The following is an 18,872-nucleotide window of genomic DNA, read 5'->3' as shown; positions in this document are numbered from 1 at the left end:
CACTTCCTCTGCGCGATGCAGAAAACGTCTATAAATTGGGTGGTGTGAGAAGCCTTCCAAATGTCCTTGCCATTGTCCTTGCCGGCGGCGAGGGAAAGCGCCTCTTTCCCCTGACGGAAGACCGCGCTAAGCCCGCCGTACCTTTCGGTGGTTCCTATCGCCTGATCGACTTTGTGCTGTCGAACCTTGTCAACGCCGGATTCCTCAAAATTGCTGTGTTGACCCAGTACAAGTCCCACTCTCTGGACCGTCATATCTCCCAAGCGTGGAACCTGTCTGGCCCGACCCCGCAGTACATTGCTTCCGTGCCCGCCCAGCAGCGCCGCGGTAAGCGCTGGTACAACGGTTCGGCCGATGCCATCCTGCAGTCGCTGAACCTGATTTATGACGAGAAGCCGGACTATGTCATCGTCTTCGGCGCTGACCACGTCTACCGCATGGACCCAGCGCAGATGGTGGAGGAGCACATCGCGACTGGCCTGGACTGCTCGGTAGCGGGCATCCGCGTCCCGCGCTCGGAGGCTTCCGCCTTTGGCTGCATCCAGGCGGATGGGATGGGCACGATCACGGAGTTCGTCGAGAAGCCTGCCAATCCTCCGGCGACCCCGGACGACCCGAACATGACCTATGCCTCCATGGGCAACTACGTCTTTACCACGCAGGCGCTTATCGACGCTTTGCTGGAAGACGAAAAGGATGAGGACTCCGCACATGACATGGGCGGCAACATCATTCCTTATTTTGTACAGCGCGAGCAGGCGCACGTCTATGACTTCATGGCCAATGAAGTGCCCGGCTCCACGGAGCGTGACCATGGCTATTGGCGTGACGTTGGCACCATCGACTCCTTTTATGAGGCGCACATGGACATGATTTCGGTGCACCCGATTTTCAACCTGTACAACCGTTCGTGGCCCATTCACTCCACGGATGATTCCAACTTCCCGCCGGCGAAGTTTGTGCAGAATGGTATCGCCCAGTCCTCGATGGTGGCTCCGGGCTGCATCGTCTCCGGCGGTACGGTGCGCAACTCCGTGTTGGCTTCGGACGTGCACGTGGCGGATGGCGCGACGGTGGAAGGCTCCGTCATCCTGCCGGGCGTGCGCATTGGCCGGGGCGCGGTGGTTCGCCACGCCATTCTGGACAAGAACGTGGTGGTCAGTGATGGTGCCATCATCGGTGTGGACCGCGAGCGCGATGAGGAGCGCTTCAAGGTCTCCGAAGGCGGCGTGGTTGTCGTGGGCAAGAACGTCAAGGTTTAAGCCGCGTTATCTCAGCGCTGAAGGCGGGCGTGCGGGTGGATTGAACTCCACTCCACGCCCGCTTTTGTGGTGCTTGGCGGACTACAGCTTCGTGATGAGCGTCAGGCCCGCCCCATACGGCAGACGGGTCACGGCCGCACCCTCAAGGGAGCGAGCGAATTCGTCGGCCTCGCGCGCGGCGGCGGTGTCGCGGTCGGTGCGGGAGGGGTCGGCCACGGTGCCGTCGAGAAGCGCATTGGCCAACACCAAGGTGCCGTGTTGGTGCAGCAAAGGCCAAGCGGCCTTGAGCAGCGCGGGCATATCGAGCGCGGGGGCCTCGGCGTAGATCACCTGGTAGGTGTCATTGGCCAGGCGGCCCATGATGTCGAGCGGCCGGGACGGCAGGAAGCGGCCGCGGCTGGGGGAGTAGCCGGCCTCGCGGAAGGTTTGCTTGGCGCTGGCCTGGTGCTCGGCCTCCGGATCGATGCAGGTGAGAATTCCATTCTCCGGCATGCCGGCAAGCAGGTAGAGGCCCACGACGGATGCAGCGGGAGTAATCGCCACCGCTTGCGGGCGGGAGGTGGTGCCGGAAGAGACAGCCGCGAGCGTGCTCAGCAGCTGTCCGGTCGCCTCATCGGGGGCCGGCAGGCCATACTCCTCCGCATGGGCGCGGGCGCCGGCGAGAACCTCGGAGACCTCGCTGGTGGATTCGATGTAGGTTCGCATTGCGTCATAAGCCGTAGTAGTCACAAAAGAAAACCATAGTGAAATCCCCACGCCTGCGTGCTGAGAATCGCCCGCAACTGCCTTTGCCTGTGACTCAAGAAGCGCATGTAAGAGGAGTGACGAATTCACAGCCTGCTCACAGTATGCTGGCTGGAGTTTCGGCGCGCACTATAGAAAGATATTCGCCATGACCACACAGCAGCGCGAGTTTGAGCCCGCTCACCGTTCCACCGATTCCTCCGCCACTGGCAGCCATGATGCCAGTGCTGAAACTGAGAAGTTGACCGGAACCGCTGCTTTCGATGCCGGCCAGGCCGAGATGCCTTCGTGGGGCGAGCTCGTGGCCGAGCACGCCGATGATGTCTATCGCTTGGCTTACCGCCTTTCCGGTAACCAACACGATGCCGAAGACCTCACGCAGGAGACCTTCATGCGCGTCTTCCGCTCCTTGGATAAGTACCAAGCGGGAACCTTTGGGGGCTGGCTGCACCGCATCACCACCAACCTCTTCTTGGACATGGTCCGCCACCGTTCCAAGATCCGCATGGAGGCCCTGCCGGAGGATTATGAGCGCGTCCCCGGCACGGACATGACTCCGGAGCAGGCCTACACGGTGGCCAACCTCGATCCGGCGTTGCAGTCCGCACTGGATAACCTGGCGCCGGACTTCCGCGTGGCAGTGGTTCTCTGTGATGTCGTGGGCATGAGCTACGACGAAATCGCTGAAACTCTCGGCGTCAAGATGGGTACCGTTCGCTCCCGCATTCACCGCGGCCGCTCCCAGCTGCGCGCGGCCTTGGAAAAGGAAGCCCAGACCAACGCGGACACCCGCAGCCTGCTGCGTACGCGCTAGACTGGGCAGCGTTTGAATCTGAGACCGCGAGACGTTCGGACTTAGGCAGCATGCCTAGGCAGGGAAAACTCGCACTGAGTTGAGGTGACGTTGAGGTGAAAGCAGAAGGACATAGCGGCGATGGCCATTCCCTGAGCCTGTCCGGGTTCTTCACCGAGGCCCAAGCCAAAGTCCGCGATAAGGCAAAGGCCCGCGCCCAGCGGGCAGATACTATCGGCCATTTGGGGCCCGAGGCAGTCGTCGCTTTTGTCGACGGCGAAATGGCAGCCAAATATGCCCACCGCGTACGCATCCACCTCGTGCACTGCCCGGAATGCCGGGCAGAAATCCACCACCAGCGCAACGCCGCCGAGTGGGTTCGTGAATGCAGTGTGGAATCCCATGTCAAGGCTCCTGATTCCCTGATGGCAAAGCTCGCGGGCATCGCCCATCAGGGCGCAAGCCCCGGGCCGGATGCCGAAGCTCCTGCGCACCAGCCACGCCAGGATTTCCTGGACAAGGTGGAAATGGTCGTGCGCGCCATCCGGCATAACCAGCGGGGCTAACAAGAGGCCGAAGCCTTCCGCGCGCCCGTCGCCCAGTCACCACTAGCGAAGTAGTTAAGATAGTTTCGTGTTTTCCTCAATTGGTTGGGTAGAGATCCTCGTCATCGTGCTGCTGGGGCTGGTGATCATTGGCCCCGAGCGTTTGCCCGGCGTGATTATGGATGTCCGTGCGGCTATTTATGCGGCGCGCAAGGCCATTGCCAACGCCAAGGCGGAGCTCAACGGCGAGATGAGTGGTCTCGGCGCGGAGTTCGACGATCTCCGGGTGCCCCTAAGCCAGGCAGCGGAGTGGACGCGCATGGGCCCGCGCGGGGTTATCACCAAGGCGCTTTTCGACGGCGACGATTCCGCCTGGGATGATTTCAACCCCAAGAAGATGGCCGAGGACATCAAGAAGAGCACCAGCCCCTATGAGCACGATGCGGACATGAACAACCAGCCCGCGCACACGCAGCAGCGTCCGGCGCAGCCAGCGCCGGAGCAGAACACTGGCCGGCCGACCTTTGATTATTCGCAGGTCTACCCAGACTTGAATGCCGGAGCACAGCGGCCGGCGGGGGAGAAGGCGACTAAAACGACACAGCCCCCGCGCGGTGGGACTACACCCACTGGCGAGGGCAGCTCCTCCTGGGAGGATGTCACCTAAAGGCTATTTAGCCTTTGCGAGTGACACCCAAGCCGAGCTTCTTGCCCACGAGGGAATCGGAGCGCACCGCAATGGAATCCGCCACCTTGGTGACGGCTTGGGTAGCGGGGGAGTCGGGCGCGGAAATGACGATGGGGGTTCCGGCATCGCCCGCGGCGCGCAGGCTCGGATCCAGCGGAATGCTGGCCAGCAGGGGAACCTCGTGGCCCAGCAGCACGCTGAGGCGTTCGGCCACCACGCTGCCGCCGCCGGAGCCGAAGATATCCATGGTGGAACCATCCGGCATGACCATGGCACCCATGTTTTCAATCACGCCGGCTACGCGCTGGCGCGTTTGCTGGGAGATGGAGCCGGCACGCTCAGCCACCTCGGCCGCAGCCGCCTGCGGGGTGGTCACAATCAGCAGCTCCGCATTGGGGATGAGCTGGGCCACCGACAGTGCGACGTCGCCGGTACCCGGCGGCAGGTCCAGCAGGAGCACGTCGAGGTCGCCCCAGAAGACGTCCGCGAGGAACTGCTGGAGGGCGCGGTGGAGCATCGGCCCGCGCCAGACGACGGGCGCGTTGCCCTCCACGAATTGGCCAATGGAAATGTGCTTGATGCCGTGGGAGACGGGGGGAAGCAGCATTTCGTCATCAAGCACTGTGGGGCCCGCCGTGGAACCCAGCAGGCTGGGCACGGAGTGGCCGTAAATATCGGCGTCCACGATGCCCACCTTGAGCCCCTTGTTGACCAGGGCCGCGGCCAAGTTCACCGTGACGGAGGACTTGCCCACGCCGCCCTTGCCGGAGGCCACCGCGAATACGCGGGTGGTGGACTCGGGCTTGGCAAAGGGGATCTCCGGCTCGGCCTGCCCGCCGCGCAGCTTCTGCTTGAGCTCCTTACGCTGCTCGTCGCTCATCGGCGTCATGGAGATGCTGATGTTGCCGACACCATCGAGCTCCGCCACGGCCGCGCGGGTATTGGACTCGATGGTGCTCTTCATCGGGCAGCCCGCGATGGTGAGATAAAGCTCGATGTCGACGTCGGGGGCGTTAACAGTCACGGACTTCACCATGCCCAGCTCCGTGATGGGGCGTCCGATTTCTGGGTCATCGACGCGGGCGAGCGCGTCGCGAACGGAAGATTCAGTAATAGCGCTAGTCATAACGCGCATTAGTCTAGTCACTTGCTATCGGGGAGAGCCACACCGCGCTCTGGCCAGCAGGGTGTGTAAGATTCAGCCAGATGCTGCGGCCCAGTGCTGCGGACTGAGAACCCTGAAGAACAGTGACATGTGTCCTGCATGTCCGGTTGAATGGAAAGAATGCGCCTGATTCTGATGCCCCGCCTTGCTGCACGTTCCCGCACCTTTGCCCGCGTTGTTGGGGTGGCTTTGGTGGGGGTTGCGGGGGCGTCGCTAAGCTCCTGCTCCGGGTATGAACCCAAGCCGGAGCCGGACCCAGTGGCCTCGGCGCCGATCACCATCATGATTGATCCGACATCCCGTGAGCAGCGCCTCTTGGCGGAAATCTACCGCCAGACCCTGCGCGATGAGGGGCGCGCGGCCACCGTTTCTCAGGAAAACATGCTGGTGCGTCGGGGCGGTGAGCACGTCAGCGGGGTCAGCACTAACGGCAATTTCTTCGTGGGCTGCACGGGTGAATTCTTAAGCGTCTACAACCCGGAGGAAGCCCGCTCAATTTCCAAGGACTATGTGGCCGCCCAGGATGAGGGCACGAAGGACGTGGACTTTTTGGAGCGCACCCACGTCGCGCTCATGGCGTCTTTGCCCCCGGAGGTCTCCGTCGTGGAGCCTGCCGGTGCCGAAGGCTGCCCTAAATCAAAGCCGGAGCTTCCACAGAATTACGTCGTGGTCTACCAAGACGGGCTATTTAACCGCGATGAAAAGCTAGAGATCGCTTCCTTCACCAAATTCCTCACCGCACAGGACCTCGATGAAGTCGTGGAGGAAGTGGAGAACTCCGAGGATTTTGAGGAAACCGTACGCGCCTGGATGGAGGCCAACCTCATGCAGAACCTCAACGAGGAAGGCGACTCCAACTCTTCCGGTGGCTCGGATTTGGTCCACGAGGAGTCCTAGAAGAGACAAGCTAGGGGGCGCAGTCCTCGGCGTCTGGGGGTGGCGATACGGGACTGCATATAACGGCGATGGGCACGCCCTGCTTGGCGACGTCTCGCCGCACCGCCCCACTCCCTACGTGTGGAAACCGATCAGTATCTCACAGAGTGGTCGATTCCAGGAAATCTATAATTCCCACGCGCTTGTGTACTTATTCTTAAAGATTCCAGGTAAAACCCTGTTTTTCTTGCGGTTTTATGTATAGGAGGGTACAATTTTTAGCGTTCACCTGCCTATTTCCTGTCAATCCTTAAACGAATTTGTGAGGAAATGTCTTGAGAAGCCGCCGCGGCTTTCGGGTTTCCGCACTGTGGGGTGGGCAGGGTACCGCATTTGAAAGGACCTAAGGAATGAATGCACCACGAAGTGGCTCGGCCCGTCGGCCCTCTTCCCGTAAAGGGGTAGCAGCTCTTTCTGCTATTACACTCGCGCTGAGCGGCCTCAGCATTACCTCTTTTAATACGGTGGTCCCTGACGCCATCGCCGCGGAGTTCACTGGAGGCATTCGCGAGCATTCCGGCGCGGTGGAGCAGGACGCCCAGAAGGCATCCGACCTGCCGGCCGGTTCGTGTACTGTCTCGGGAAGCACTGAGAGTGGCAGTCAGGCTGGTTTCAGCTGGTATACCTCTGAGCCGTCTGCGTCCAGCCCCAACAAGAAAGCCTGGGGCTTGAGTGTTTCCTTTGATAACTCGAAGGATCGCACGTTCGCCGATTGGAGTTTTACCAATTCAGGCCAGATGGGTACGTACCTCGACACGGCTCAAATTCCCGCTATGAATGCCGGTCAGACCCTTGTTGACAAGGTAGTCACGCATAAGGCCGACGAAAAACTCGATATTACCGCTTCTGGGAGACAACTAAACCTGAACCTCAACGCAGAACTGACCGATGCAAAAGTCAAGCAGTTCGCTGAGGCCACTGCCGCTAACCCGGTGCGTTACGCCTGGCAGGGCAACTATAAGCAGGATAATCCTCAACGGCCAAGGGCCACCCAGGGAACCAACTCAGCCTTTACGGCCATCGTGAACCCGTGGCCGAGCGAGAACATCGAATGTAACCCGATTTCAGTGTCATGGGAGAACCAAGAAAAGCTGGTGATCAGGCCGGGTGAAGAGCTCAAGGTCGGCAAGATTAACGTTCCAGCGATTAAAGACGGGGGCGTGGATGATTCCCTGTCCCGCATGGTTGTGGAGGCCTACGACGCCCAGGGTAGCTTCATCGGAACGAGCGACACCGCTGCTTCCGGTGGCGGCACGTCGAGCCTGCGTATTGATCAGACTACCGGCGATATCTTCTACACCATGCCGGAGTACAAGGGCACGAAGCTGAGTCAACAGCAGGGCATGCGGTTTAGCGTGTTGGCAAAGCCGCGTTCTGTGGAGCAGCTTCAAGCTGCCGCTGAGACGAATAATTACGGCGAAGGCAGTGCTTTTGATAGCTCTAATTCGCTTTCTCGCTACAATAAGGCCAACGTAGTGAGCAACAATCAGTGGAGCTTCGACGACACCCAGTTCCACGATCCGGAGTATTCTCCAGTCCAGCAATCAGTGACCTCTGGTGTTGATAAGACTTCGAATACGGTTGTCAGTGGGCCCCAGACCCTTACGTATAAGCAGGTCGGTGACAAGATCGCTGACCTGGTGAGAAGACGTGAGGATGGCGGCGTTGAAGCTGAGGTTAAACTTGATAAGCGCTACGTTTATAGGGGTTGGGACGCCAAGCTAGATCCAAACACCTATGACGTCACGGTCACGACCCCAGCCAATCCGATGCCGGGCACGTTCGCTCAGCCCCGTGTTATCGTCACCTATTCCAATGGTTCGCAAGATATTATTCCGCTGCTCGCAGTTATTGATCCCAACAATACCCAGGTGACGGAACTTGCTGTCAGGGGAACGGTTGAGGGCCCAGCAGGTAAGGAACTTGTTTCCGAGCTTGATTTAAAGCCCAGCTTTGAGGGATACGACCCAGTCCGACCCAAGACCCTGGAGATTGACCCGGCGTCTGTTCCGGAAGGGTGGAAGGCAACCGTCGATGATGACGGAACCGTGAAAGTCAAAGCAACCTCTCCGGAAGCTGCCGCGAACAACACCAAGATTTTGCCGAGGGTTATCGCTACCTACCCCGATGGGACGACCGATACCGTTGAGGTTCCCTTCCAGATCGTCAATGCGATCAAGGTGCCGGACTACACCGCAGAATCCGGCCACGTAAATGAAACGGTTACGCTTCAGCCAACCTTGCCGGAGCTTGGCTTGGGCGGTCGCACCGATGACGAGAAGCCCAATCGCTATACCTTCCCCGACGGTTCTTTGGAGTACAAGTATGGTGACTGGGCAGTCACTATTGACGAAAAGACTGGTGAGCTGACTTCGACGATTCCGGAAACAGCTATACCTGGCGCGCGACTAACCATCCCAGTGAAGGCTTACTACGCTACGGGCGCTACCCCACAGGTGGTGACCGGCACCATCAACGTTATTGGTGATGGCACCGGCAAGGACTTCGCTTTCTACCCTGCGCAGGTGACTAAGGCAGGGGAGAAGGTGACTTCGGATATCGATACGATGTTGTCCGATCCGAAGCTCGCTAAGTACAAGTTGCCTGATAACTTGCCGCAGGACTGGAAATTCGACATTGATGAGAAGGGTACGGTTACCGCAACCCCGGATGTGACCGTGCAGAACGGAACGACTGTCACCGTTCCGGTAGAAGTAACCTACCCAGACGGTTCCACCGCTACCGTTCCGGCAGAGTTTACGGTCATCGATGCCTACGCGCGTACGAATGATCCCTTGTATCCGACAGTTACGGGCCGACCAGGCGACTTGGCGGTCAGCCAGGTTGACCGCACTAACATGCACGAAGCTTCTGAACCGAAATTCTCCATCATTACGGATCCGAATGATCCGGACTATATTGCGCCTCCGCGTAATTTGAAGTGGGAAGACGTAAAGATTGACCCGGATACGGGTGTGATCTCTACCCCGATTAGCAAGCGAGCGCTTCCTGGTAGTTCCGCGGATATTCCTGTTCGTGTCACCTATAAGGACGGCTCGTCTGATAAGACCATCGCCACCGTCGTCGTTGTGGCAGAGATGCGTCAGGTTTACGAGGCACAGTACATGCTGCAGACCACGACGCCGGGTGGCGTGATTACGTCTGACATCACGGACGAATCAAAGATTCCCGAGCGCGACCTAGCTAAAGATCCGTCGCAGCGCTACAAGGTGCCTTCCGACGTCGATGGTTGGAAGGTCAGCGTCGACGAAAACGGTGTCGTCACCGCTACCGCACCGAAGGACGCTCGACCTGGTGACGGTGTGAATGTCCCTGTTACCGTCAAGTACCTCGACGGTTCCACCGACACGGTCTATGCACCGTTTAATGTCAAGGGGAACCAGAAGGACATCAACAAGCCTACTTACCCGGTCGAATCCACCAAGCCGGGCACCGAGGTGAAGCGTTCCGTTAACCGGGACGGTGCACCGGACGGCACGACATTCTCCTTCGGCATGGACGGTGACCAGCCGAAAACTGAGGACAACGTTGGCGGGTGGACCTACAGGATCGATCCGAAGACCGGTGAGGTCACCGTAACCCCGCCTGCTGGCTCCAAGCCGGGGGACAAGCACGTCCACAACGTGACGGTGACCTACCCTGATGGCTCCACTGATGAGACCCCAGTTACCACCGTGGTGAACTTGACTCAGAATTTCGAGGTCGATCCAACCTACCCGCCTGAGACCACGTTCCCAGGCGAGACTGCTACTTCTCCGCTCACCATTCAGTTGCCTGAAGGTATTACCGTGGCGCCGGATCAGCCATACAAGATCACTCCGGCTGATGGCTACACTGCAACCGGGGATAAAAACGAGTTTGGTAATCCGACGTACACGGTCGCGACGGCCAACGGCAATTGGCTGGTCGGCCTGGATGACAAGGGCAACGTAATTGCTACCGCGCCGACGTCCGCGAAGCCGGGTGACTCTATCAAGGTTTCGGTCACGGTTACCTACTCCGATGGTTCCACCGATCGGATTTATGCACCGATCAACATCCAGGATGCCCCGACGCGCGAGGTGCCGTTTGATGTTGAGTACAAGTTCGATGACACCGTCCCGCAGGGTACCTACAAGGTCGAAACCGAAGGTGTTCCAGGCACAGAGGTACAGGACCGAAAGGGCAAGTGGTCGCAAACCAAGGCACCGGTCAATGAGGTCGTCGTCATTGGTACCAAGCCCGCAAAGGCTACCGATGAAATGACCTGGACCATGGCTACTGGTTTCGATACCATCATGCGTCCGAACCCGGCACTCAAGCCGGGTGAGGTGAAGGTTGTTCAGGAGGGCGAAGCTGGTGAACGCACCATCACTGCGAAGTTCGACGCCACGCTTGAACCTGGTGGCGTTCCGACGGTGAAGACCACGTCCGATACCGTGATCAAGGACCCGAAGCCACGCATCGTGGAGTACGGCCCGCGCCTTGATGATCAGGAATTGGTCTTCACTGAGAAGAACCGTGTTCCGTTCGAGACTGAGGTTAAGTACGACCCGAACCTGGAGGCTGGCAAGCAGGTCATTGGCCAGAAGGGTGAAGAAGGCGAAGAGACCGTTACGACTAAGCAAAAGCTTGTCGACGGTAAACCTTCTGGCGACCCGGTAGTCACCAAGGAGCAGACTAAGGCTCCGGTCAAGCAGATCATCCGCGTTGGTGGCAAGACCACTGGTGAGAACACAGAGACCTTCAAGACGGAAGCTCCGTTCAAGGTTGTTGTGAAGTACGACCCGAACATGCCTGCTGGTGAGTCCAAGGTGACAACGCCAGGAGTTCCGGGTGAGAAGACGGTGACGATCAAGCGCAACATCACCAACTCGAACCCGGACGGTAAGCCGACGGTCTCTGAAGAGATCACGAAGCAGCCTGTCGACGAGGTCATCACCGTTGGTACCAAGCAGGCCACGGCGACCGATAAGGTCGAGTGGACTGAACCGATTCCATTCGGCACGACTCTGCGACCGAACAATGACCTCGCTCCGGGCGAGACCAGGGTCGTCCAGGAAGGTAAAAACGGCGAGGCTTCCTATGCTGCAACCTTCATCGGCACCAACGGTGAAGCACAGGTTGCGGAAAGCAAGGCCCGCACTGAACCTGTTGAGCGCATCGTAGAGTATGGCCCACGCGCTGAGGACACCTCTGTGGTAACCAAGACTGAGAAGCCGGTGCCGTTCGAAACGAAGATTACGTTCGATGACACCTTGCCGGCTGGCGAGCAGGTCGTCGACAAGCAGGGTGAGCTCGGCACTGATGTCGAGACTTCTACTCAGAAGATCGTGGATGGCAAGCCTTCCGGCGAGCCGACCGTGACGACTGAGCGCACCAAGGAGCCGGTTGCGGCCGAGATTCGTGTGGGTACCAAGACGACCGGTGAGAACACTGAGTCTTTCAAGGCTGAGGCTCCGTTCAAGGTTGTTGTGAAGTACGACCCGAACATGCCTGCTGGTGAGTCCAAGGTGACGACGCCTGGTCAGCCGGGTGAGAAGACCGTGACGATCAAGCGTGACATCGTCAACTCCAAGCCAGGTGATCCGCAGATCACCGAGGAGATCACGAAGCAGCCGGTTGATGAGGTCATCACCGTTGGCACCAAGCCTTCGGACACTTCCGAAGCTTCGGAGAAGGTTGAGTGGAAGGCTCAGGTTCCATTCGATGTTGAGACCCGACCGAATCCGGATTTGAAGCCGGGTGAGATCAAGGTCGTTCAGAAGGGTGTACCGGGTGAGAAGTCCTATACCGCAGACTTCACCGCCAAGGGCGACCAAGCCACGGTGACCCCTGAGGAGAAGCAGACCAAGGATCCGGTCAATGAAATCATTGAGTACGGTCCGGCACCCGAGGACACTTCTGTGGTGACCACGGTTGAGAAGCCTGTCCCGTTCGAGACTGAGATCGTCTTCGATCCGAATCTGAAGGCGGGTGAGCAGGTCGTCGATAAGCAGGGCGAGCTGGGTACTGAGGTCGTCACTTCCACTCAGAAGATCGTGGACGGTAAGCCTTCCGGCGAGCCGACCGTGACCACCGAGCGCACCAAGGAGCCGACCAACGCGATTATCCGTGTTGGCACCAAGACCGAGGCTGTCACCGAGAACGTCGAATGGACCGAGAAGACCCCGTACGAGACCGAGATCCGTGTGAACCCGGACCTGGAGCCGGGCGAGTCCAAGGTTGTCGAAGAAGGCACGCCTGGTGAGATCAAGCACACCGTCACGGTGACTGTTGATAACGGCGAGGTGAGCAAGGAGGAGTCTTCTGAGGAAGTCAGCAAGCCTTCCCCGCGCATCATCGAGGTTGGTCCGGCTGAGAACCAGACCGAGCTGACGGACAAGCACACCGAGGAGATTCCGTACGAGACCATCATTGAGTACGACCCGAACCTCGAAGCAGGCAAGGTCGAAGAGGACCAGCCTGGTGTCAATGGTGAGAAGGAAGTTTCCAAGACTTGGAAGCTTGTAAACGGTGAGCCTGTGGGCGATCCGGAGACTACCGAGACGGTGACGAAGGAAAAGCAGGATCGGAAGATCCGCGTTGGCACCAAGTGCAACTGCGATAAGCCGGCGGACCCAGGCACTCCGGACAACCCCGACACGCCGGACAACCCCGACAAGCCGGACACTCCGGACAACCCTGATGAGCCAGGCAAGCCGGACACTCCGGACAACCCCGACAACCCGGACACTCCGGACAACCCGGACACTCCGGACAACCCCGACAACCCGGACACTCCGGACAACCCTGATGAGCCAGGCAAGCCGGACACTCCGGACAACCCCGACAACCCGGACAACCCTGATGAGCCAGGCAAGCCGGACACTCCGGACAACCCCGACAAGCCAGGTACCTCGAGCATCCCGAACCTCAGTAGCCTGTGGCCTCTCATCCCGCTGGTGATTATCCCGCCGGCATTGGCCCACTTCTTTAAGCTTCCGCACCTTCCGGAGCTGCCGACGAAGCCAGCCAAGCCAGTTGAGCCGCTGAAGCCTGAGGAGCCGCTGAAGCCTGAGGAGCCGAAGGTGCCAGAGGCACCGGAGGCACCTAGTGGGGAAGCACAGCCGACGTCCGAGCAGGCGACCCCGAGTACTCAGCCGAGCCAGGCCAGCCAGCCTGGAACGACATCGAGCACCCCGGCCTCTTCCAAGAGCACCTCGTCTGGCAAGCTTGCCAACACCGGTGCTAACGTCCTGGGCCTCATTGGTGTGGCACTGGCACTCATCGTTGGTGCAGCTCTGATTCTGCGTCCTAGCCGCCGCAAGGACTCCTAAACACTAGGTGTCCGCAGGGGCCTCGCCGGCCCCACGGCAGTGGTTGAGTAAACCACGAGCAAACGCCCGAGCAATAGCTCGGGCGTTTCTTTTTGCTGAATTGCATTGCGGCAGTCGAAAAGCGATTTCGAGATTCGGTGTCATATCGAGCTAGGTCTGTCTGCTTTCGTCGTGAAGCACCACTCGACCCGGCGTGAGTATGATTGGGGAGCTTGATGTCCAGCCCAACGACTCACTAAGTACTGCCGCGGGTTCTGTCGCGGGTTCTGTCGCGATCGTCGGCAGCTGGGGCGTTATCGTGGTCGAACACGCTGGTGGATGCGAAGACTGCTTAGAGGTTTCGCCACAGCTTTATCTCCTCGCGCAATTCTGCCCAACATTTCGTGGAGTTTCTGAAAAGAGATTCTTATGAGTGTCTCCCTTCGCGCTCACCGGGAGAGCTTGTGGTTGCTGTTTGAGGCTCACGGTGAGCGCGAAGGGCGATTAAGGGAGAACAGAGGGCGGGTAGCTGAGCGCGAGGGGCGGGTGGCTGAGCGCGCAGCGCGGCTTTTGTGCTCTGGTAGGGGAGCCCAACCCACAAGCAAGAAAAGGCCCCGGCCACCACGCTCGTTATGAGTTCGTGGTGGCCGGGGCCATGCTCGGCGCTGTGCTGTGGCCAGCGCCTGTGGCTTCAAGCGCCTTTAGACGTCGAAGGCTTCCTCGAGCAGGTTCTTCTGCTCAATCTGGTGAACCTTCGCGTTACCGGTAGCAGTCGAGGACTGCGAGCGGCGGGAGACGCGGACCATCTCCGGCATATCCGGGATGAGCTCACGCAGGTGCTCGTTGTAGAACGGCCACGGGCCCTGGTTGGCCGGCTCGTCCTGCACGAAGCGAATCTGCGTTGCGTTCGGGTAAGCCTCGAAAGCCTCACGCAGACGGTTGAACGGAATCGGGTGGAGCATCTCCACGCGAACGATGGCGATGTCATCGCGGCCATCGGCTTCCTTCTTCTTGGCCAGCTCCCAGTAGAGCTTGCCGGAGACCAGCATGATGGTCTTGACCTTGTCGGTATCGCCGACCTTCTTGCCGTTGATGTCAACGAAGTTCGGGTCATTGATGACGGACTGGAACTTCTTGACCCCAGTGAAGTCCTCCACGGAGGAGGTTGCGGCCTTGTTACGCAGCATGGACTTCGGGGTGAAGACCACCAGCGGGCGCTTCATCTCACCGAGAGCCTGGCGGCGCAGCAGGTGGAAGTGGTTAGCCGGGGTGGAAGGCTGAGCCACCGTCATGGAGCCCTCAGCGCACAGCTGCAGGAAGCGCTCAATGCGGGCGGAGGAGTGGTCCGGACCCTGGCCCTCGTAGCCGTGCGGCAGCAGCAGGATCAGGCTGGAGAGCTGGCCCCACTTCGCCTCACCGGAGGAGACGTACTCATCGATGATGGTCTGTGCGCCGTTGGCGAAGTCACCGAACTGTGCCTCCCAAGCCACGACAGCATCCGGGTTACCCACGGTGTAGCCGTACTCGAAGCCCATGCCGGCGAACTCAGTCAGGGCCGAGTTGTAGACCATGAACTTACCGCCATTGCCCTTGGACTTCGCCAGGTGAGCAACCGGGTTGTGCTCCTCACCCGTGCGCGGGTCGAAGGCCACAGCGTGGCGCTGAGTGAAGGTACCGCGGCGGGAATCCTCACCGGCCAGGCGGACAACCTTGCCGGAGTTGGCCAGGGAACCGAAAGCGATGAGCTCGCCCCAGCCCCAGTCGATGCCGCCTTCGCGCGAGGACTTCTGGCGGTCCTTGGCCACCTTGGCCACGCGCTTGTGGTACTCGAAGCCCTCCGGCGGGGTGCCGTAGGCGTCACCGATCTCGGCGAGCTCCTCGGCGGTGATGGAGGTGTCCAGACCACGGGTCAGCTCCTGGGAGGAGGTGATGCCGGTCTGTTCCTTCGGACCAGCCTCTTCCGCCTTCTTGTGGTCGGCGAAGACGGACTCCATCTGATCGTGGAAGTCGCGTGCAGCTGCCTCTGCCTCTTCATCGGAGAGGTCACCGCGGCCGATGAGCTCTTCGGTGTAGCGCTCACGGACAGACTTGTGGTCATCGATGATGTCGTAGAGCTGCGGCTGGGTCATCGACGGGTCGTCGGCCTCGTTGTGGCCGCGCAGGCGGTAGCAGACGAGGTCAATGAAGACGTCCTTGCCAAAGCGGCGGCGGTACTCGGTGGCCAGCTTGCCCACCCAGACAACTGCCTCCGGGTTATCGCCGTTGACGTGGAAGACCGGGCAGTCGAAGCCCTTAGCCAGGTCGGTGGCGTAGTGGGTGGAGCGGCCGGAATCCGGGGTGGTGGTGAAGCCCACCTGGTTGTTGACCACCACGTGGACGGTACCGCCGGTGGTGTAGCCACGCAGCTGGGAGAGGTTGATGGTCTCCTGGACCACGCCCAGGCCGGTGAAGGAAGCATCGCCGTGGAGCATGATCGGCACAACAGTGTGGCCCTCAGCGCCCTTGTCCAGGATGTCCTGCTTGGCGCGTGCGATACCTTCCATGACCGGGTCGACGGCCTCGAGGTGAGACGGGTTAGCAGCCAGGGTGACCTTGATTTCACCGTCGCCGAACATCTGCAGGTGCTCGCCCTCAGCGCCCAGGTGGTACTTCACGTCACCGGAGCCGCCCATCTGGCCGCCCTTGTAGTTGCCGTCGAACTCACCGAAGATATCCGCCAGCGGCTTGCCCACGATGTTGAAGAGAACATTCAGGCGGCCGCGGTGCGGCATACCGATGACAACCTCGTCGAGGTCCTGGCCAGCCGCGGTGTCCACGATGGAGTCCAGCAGAGCGATGAGGGACTCAGCGCCCTCCAGGGAGAAGCGCTTCTGGCCCACGTACTTGGTCTGCAGGAAGTTCTCAAAGGCCTCAGCGGCGTTGACCTTCTGCAGGATGTACTTCTGCTCGGAGTTGGTCGGCTTCGGCATACCGGCCTCAATCTGCTCCTGCAGCCAGCCGCGCTCGTCGCGGTCCAGGATGTGGGTGTACTCGGAGCCAACCTTGAGGGTGTAGGCGGAGCGCAGGCGGGTAACTACCTCGCGCAGCGTCATAGTCTCCTTGCCACCGAAGCCGCCAACGTTGAAGGTGCGGTCCAGATCCCAGATGGTCAGGCCGTGGGTAGCCAGGTCGAGGTCGCGGTGATCCGGCCAGGGCAGACCCGGCTGCTTCCAACCCAGCGGGTTGATGTCCGCGAGCAGGTGGCCGCGGGAGCGGTAGGCCTCGATGTACTGCATGACGCGCGTGTTCTTGTCGACGCCCGTGTTCGGCACGTCGGCAGCCCAGCGGAAGGGCTGGTAGGGAACACCCAGGGACTCGAAGAGCTCGTCCCAGAAGGCATCATCCAGAATGAGCTGGCCAATGGTGCGCAGGAACTCACCAGACTCAGCGCCCTGAATGACGCGGTGGTCGTAGGTGGAGGTCAGGGTAACCAGGCGGCCGACGCCGAGGTCAGCCAAGCGGTCAGCGGAGGTGCCGGCAAACTCGGCCGGGTAGTCCATGGAGCCCACACCGATGATGGAACCGGAGCCCTTGGTCAGGCGGGCGATGGAGTGGCGGGTGCCAATGCCACCCGGGTTGGTCAGGTTGATGGTGACACCGGAGAAATCATCCATCGTCAGCTTGTTCTTGCGGGAGCGGTCAACGATGTCCTGGTAGGCATCGATGAACTCGGAGAAGGTCTTGTTCTCCGCTTCCTTGATGGCAGCGACGACGAGGGCGCGGGAGCCATCCTTCTGCGGAAGGTCAATGGCCAGACCCAGGTTGACGTGCTCCGGCTGGACCACGGTGGGCTTGCCGTCCTGGATTTCGTAGCGCACGTTCATGTCCGGGTGGATCTGAACGGCTTTAACCAGCGCGTAGCCCAGGATGTGGGTGAAGGAGATCTTGCCGCCGCGGGTGCGCTTGAGGTGATCGTTGATCATCGCGCGGTTTTCCCACATGAGCTTGACCGGGATGTCGCGCACGGTGGTAGCGGTGGGGATCTCCAGGGACTCATCCATGTTCTTGGCAATTGCCTTGAACATGCCCTTGAGTACGCGGGAGCCCGGCTCCGGTGCGTCCTTGATGCGGTCCAGCGGAGACTCGGACTTCTTCTCCGTCTTCTTCGCAGCCGCGGCGGAAGCCTTGGAATCGCTCGGTGCCTTAGCACCCGGTGCGGCGGGAGACTTCTCTTGAGCCGGTGCCTGCTTGGACTCGGCCTGTGCTGCTGCGCCCTTCTTCTGGGCGGGGGTGCTGGATTGAGCCTTCGCAGCCTTGGACTTTGCGGCCGACTTCGGTGCCCCGTTGGCCTCAAAGTACTCGCGCCACTCCTTGTCTACGGAGTTCGGGTCCTTTGAGTACTGCTGAAACTGTTCGTCAATCAGCCACGCATTCGGGCCATAGATGCTCGAGTTGCTCACGGCAGATGCTCGCCTCTTTCTGTGCTTCTAAGTTTGTCTTTATTCGACTCTAGTAGGCCAATCCACGGGTGCGAAAGGCACCCCGAAAAGTGTCTTCCCTTATGATACGGGCCTTGGAAGTTTGCCCACTATCCCGGGCGGGTTTCCCGCCTTTTACTCCCCCTGCAGGGGGGAGAGCTGGGTTCCGGCATGGTCAATAACTTGGCGTCCCAATTTACGGTTGGCGGTCGTTCCCAGCACCGCGCCTACACCCATCGGCAGCAGTTTGGACACCCACGCCCACTTGAGCTTCTTGGTGGCCTGCTTCATAAACAGCTTGGTCAGGCGTCCGTTGAGGCCGCTGAGGGTGGGGCCGGAAAAGCGCGAGAGGGTAGCAGCGGAGGTGACGCCGGACAGAGAGGTTGCGTCACCTACAAAGGTATCGACCAACGCGCTGCCCTGGGAGCCGGTGAGCACCACCAAGACCAGGGCGCGGCGGCGCTCCTTATCCCGGATGTTGTCACCGCGCAGGTGCGCGGAGGCGAGGATGTACCAGGCAGCGGCCTCAAGGAAGACCATGGATTCTGCGCCGATAGTGGCCGCGCCGGTGACCAGGCCGATGCCGGGGATAGCCGCGGATGCGCCGGCAGCGGCACCCGTGCCGGTGATGATGTTCATGAAGTGCTTGTCAATGAGCTCTTGGAGCTGTGCCGGGCTGGCGTTGGGGTTGCGCTTCTTCACGCCCTCGACATAGTTAATGATGACGGAGGACTGGACGGAGACGATTTTGTCGATGGCCCCCAAGAATCCCTTAGTAATGCGGTTGGCCTCATCAATTTCCAAGGTGCCCACGGCCTCTGCGGAGCCAGTCTCCTCGACGGCCCCGTCCCTGAGACTAATGTCTTTGCTCTTTTTCTCCTTGTTAAAGACCTTGTCCAACATTGTCTCACCTAACTTCTTAACTAAATTTGATTGTGAATCTGAACTGTATGTTTACCACCGTATCGAAAAAGCTTTATTCAG

The 18,872-nt window shown here is 60.0% G+C and carries 10 protein-coding genes; 6 read left to right on the top strand and 4 right to left on the bottom strand.

Annotated features, from left to right (window positions below; genetic code table 11):
- Positions 1-44 precede the first annotated feature (44 nt).
- Positions 45-1,262 (top strand): glucose-1-phosphate adenylyltransferase, encoded by a 1,218-nt coding sequence (gene glgC, locus QP999_RS07610; RefSeq protein WP_284848014.1) that lies wholly within the window; start codon positions 45-47, stop codon positions 1,260-1,262.
- A gap of 81 nt (positions 1,263-1,343) precedes the next feature.
- Here the strand turns inward: glgC and QP999_RS07605 are convergent, their stop codons facing one another.
- Positions 1,344-1,991: an O-methyltransferase gene (locus QP999_RS07605; RefSeq protein ID WP_070745649.1), complete on the bottom strand. Its 648-nt coding sequence runs from the start codon at positions 1,989-1,991 to the stop codon at positions 1,344-1,346.
- A gap of 163 nt (positions 1,992-2,154) precedes the next feature.
- Between QP999_RS07605 and sigE the strand changes: the two genes are divergently transcribed.
- The 3 genes from sigE (at position 2,155) to QP999_RS07590 (ending at position 4,011) form a co-directional block, all read left to right on the top strand.
- Entirely contained in the window at positions 2,155-2,820 is a 666-nt protein-coding gene (gene sigE / locus QP999_RS07600) for an RNA polymerase sigma factor SigE (protein ID WP_070528939.1), read from the top strand.
- 95 nt (positions 2,821-2,915) lie between these two features.
- Positions 2,916-3,365, top strand: a complete 450-nt coding sequence (locus QP999_RS07595; protein WP_284848013.1) for an anti-sigma factor family protein — start codon at positions 2,916-2,918, stop codon at positions 3,363-3,365.
- Positions 3,366-3,432: 67 nt separating this feature from the next.
- A complete protein-coding gene (locus QP999_RS07590; protein WP_284848012.1) occupies positions 3,433-4,011 on the top strand; it encodes a twin-arginine translocase TatA/TatE family subunit in 579 nt (192 codons plus the stop codon).
- A gap of 7 nt (positions 4,012-4,018) precedes the next feature.
- Here the strand turns inward: QP999_RS07590 and QP999_RS07585 are convergent, their stop codons facing one another.
- On the bottom strand, positions 4,019-5,158 hold the full coding sequence (locus QP999_RS07585) for an Mrp/NBP35 family ATP-binding protein (RefSeq protein WP_284848011.1): 1,140 nt from the start codon (positions 5,156-5,158) through the stop codon (positions 4,019-4,021).
- Between the two features lie 159 nt (positions 5,159-5,317).
- On the opposite strand from QP999_RS07585, the gene QP999_RS07580 reads away from it, so the two are divergent.
- The gene (locus tag QP999_RS07580; protein WP_284848010.1) at positions 5,318-6,094 is read left to right on the top strand and encodes a hypothetical protein; all 777 of its coding nucleotides are present in this window, start codon (positions 5,318-5,320) and stop codon (positions 6,092-6,094) included.
- Between the two features lie 389 nt (positions 6,095-6,483).
- A complete protein-coding gene (locus tag QP999_RS07575; RefSeq protein ID WP_284848009.1) occupies positions 6,484-13,452 on the top strand; it encodes a G5 domain-containing protein in 6,969 nt (2,322 codons plus the stop codon).
- Between the two features lie 680 nt (positions 13,453-14,132).
- Here the strand turns inward: QP999_RS07575 and QP999_RS07570 are convergent.
- Positions 14,133-17,870, bottom strand: a complete 3,738-nt coding sequence (locus QP999_RS07570) for a multifunctional oxoglutarate decarboxylase/oxoglutarate dehydrogenase thiamine pyrophosphate-binding subunit/dihydrolipoyllysine-residue succinyltransferase subunit (protein ID WP_284848008.1) — start codon at positions 17,868-17,870, stop codon at positions 14,133-14,135.
- Positions 17,871-18,023: 153 nt separating this feature from the next.
- Positions 18,024-18,791: a hypothetical protein gene (locus tag QP999_RS07565; RefSeq protein WP_284848007.1), complete on the bottom strand. Its 768-nt coding sequence runs from the start codon at positions 18,789-18,791 to the stop codon at positions 18,024-18,026.
- Between the last annotated feature and the right edge of the window lie 81 nt (positions 18,792-18,872).

Origin of the sequence: Corynebacterium sp. MSK004 (assembly GCF_030232515.1) — a bacterium.
Classification (GTDB): Bacteria; Actinomycetota; Actinomycetes; order Mycobacteriales; family Mycobacteriaceae; genus Corynebacterium; species Corynebacterium hesseae.
This window is presented reverse-complemented; position numbering and strand designations above follow the sequence as displayed.

What these genes read in the sequence shown, in the direction of transcription:
- sigE (WP_070528939.1), top strand. Translation starts at nt 2,155, where the DNA reads ATGACCACACAGCAGCGCGAGTTTGAGCCCGCTCACCGTTCCACCGAT.
- QP999_RS07585 (WP_284848011.1), bottom strand. Translation starts at nt 5,158, where the DNA reads ATGACTAGCGCTATTACTGAATCTTCCGTTCGCGACGCGCTCGCCCGC.
- QP999_RS07580 (WP_284848010.1), top strand. Translation starts at nt 5,318, where the DNA reads ATGCGCCTGATTCTGATGCCCCGCCTTGCTGCACGTTCCCGCACCTTT.
- QP999_RS07575 (WP_284848009.1), top strand. Translation starts at nt 6,484, where the DNA reads ATGAATGCACCACGAAGTGGCTCGGCCCGTCGGCCCTCTTCCCGTAAA.
- QP999_RS07565 (WP_284848007.1), bottom strand. Translation starts at nt 18,791, where the DNA reads ATGTTGGACAAGGTCTTTAACAAGGAGAAAAAGAGCAAAGACATTAGT.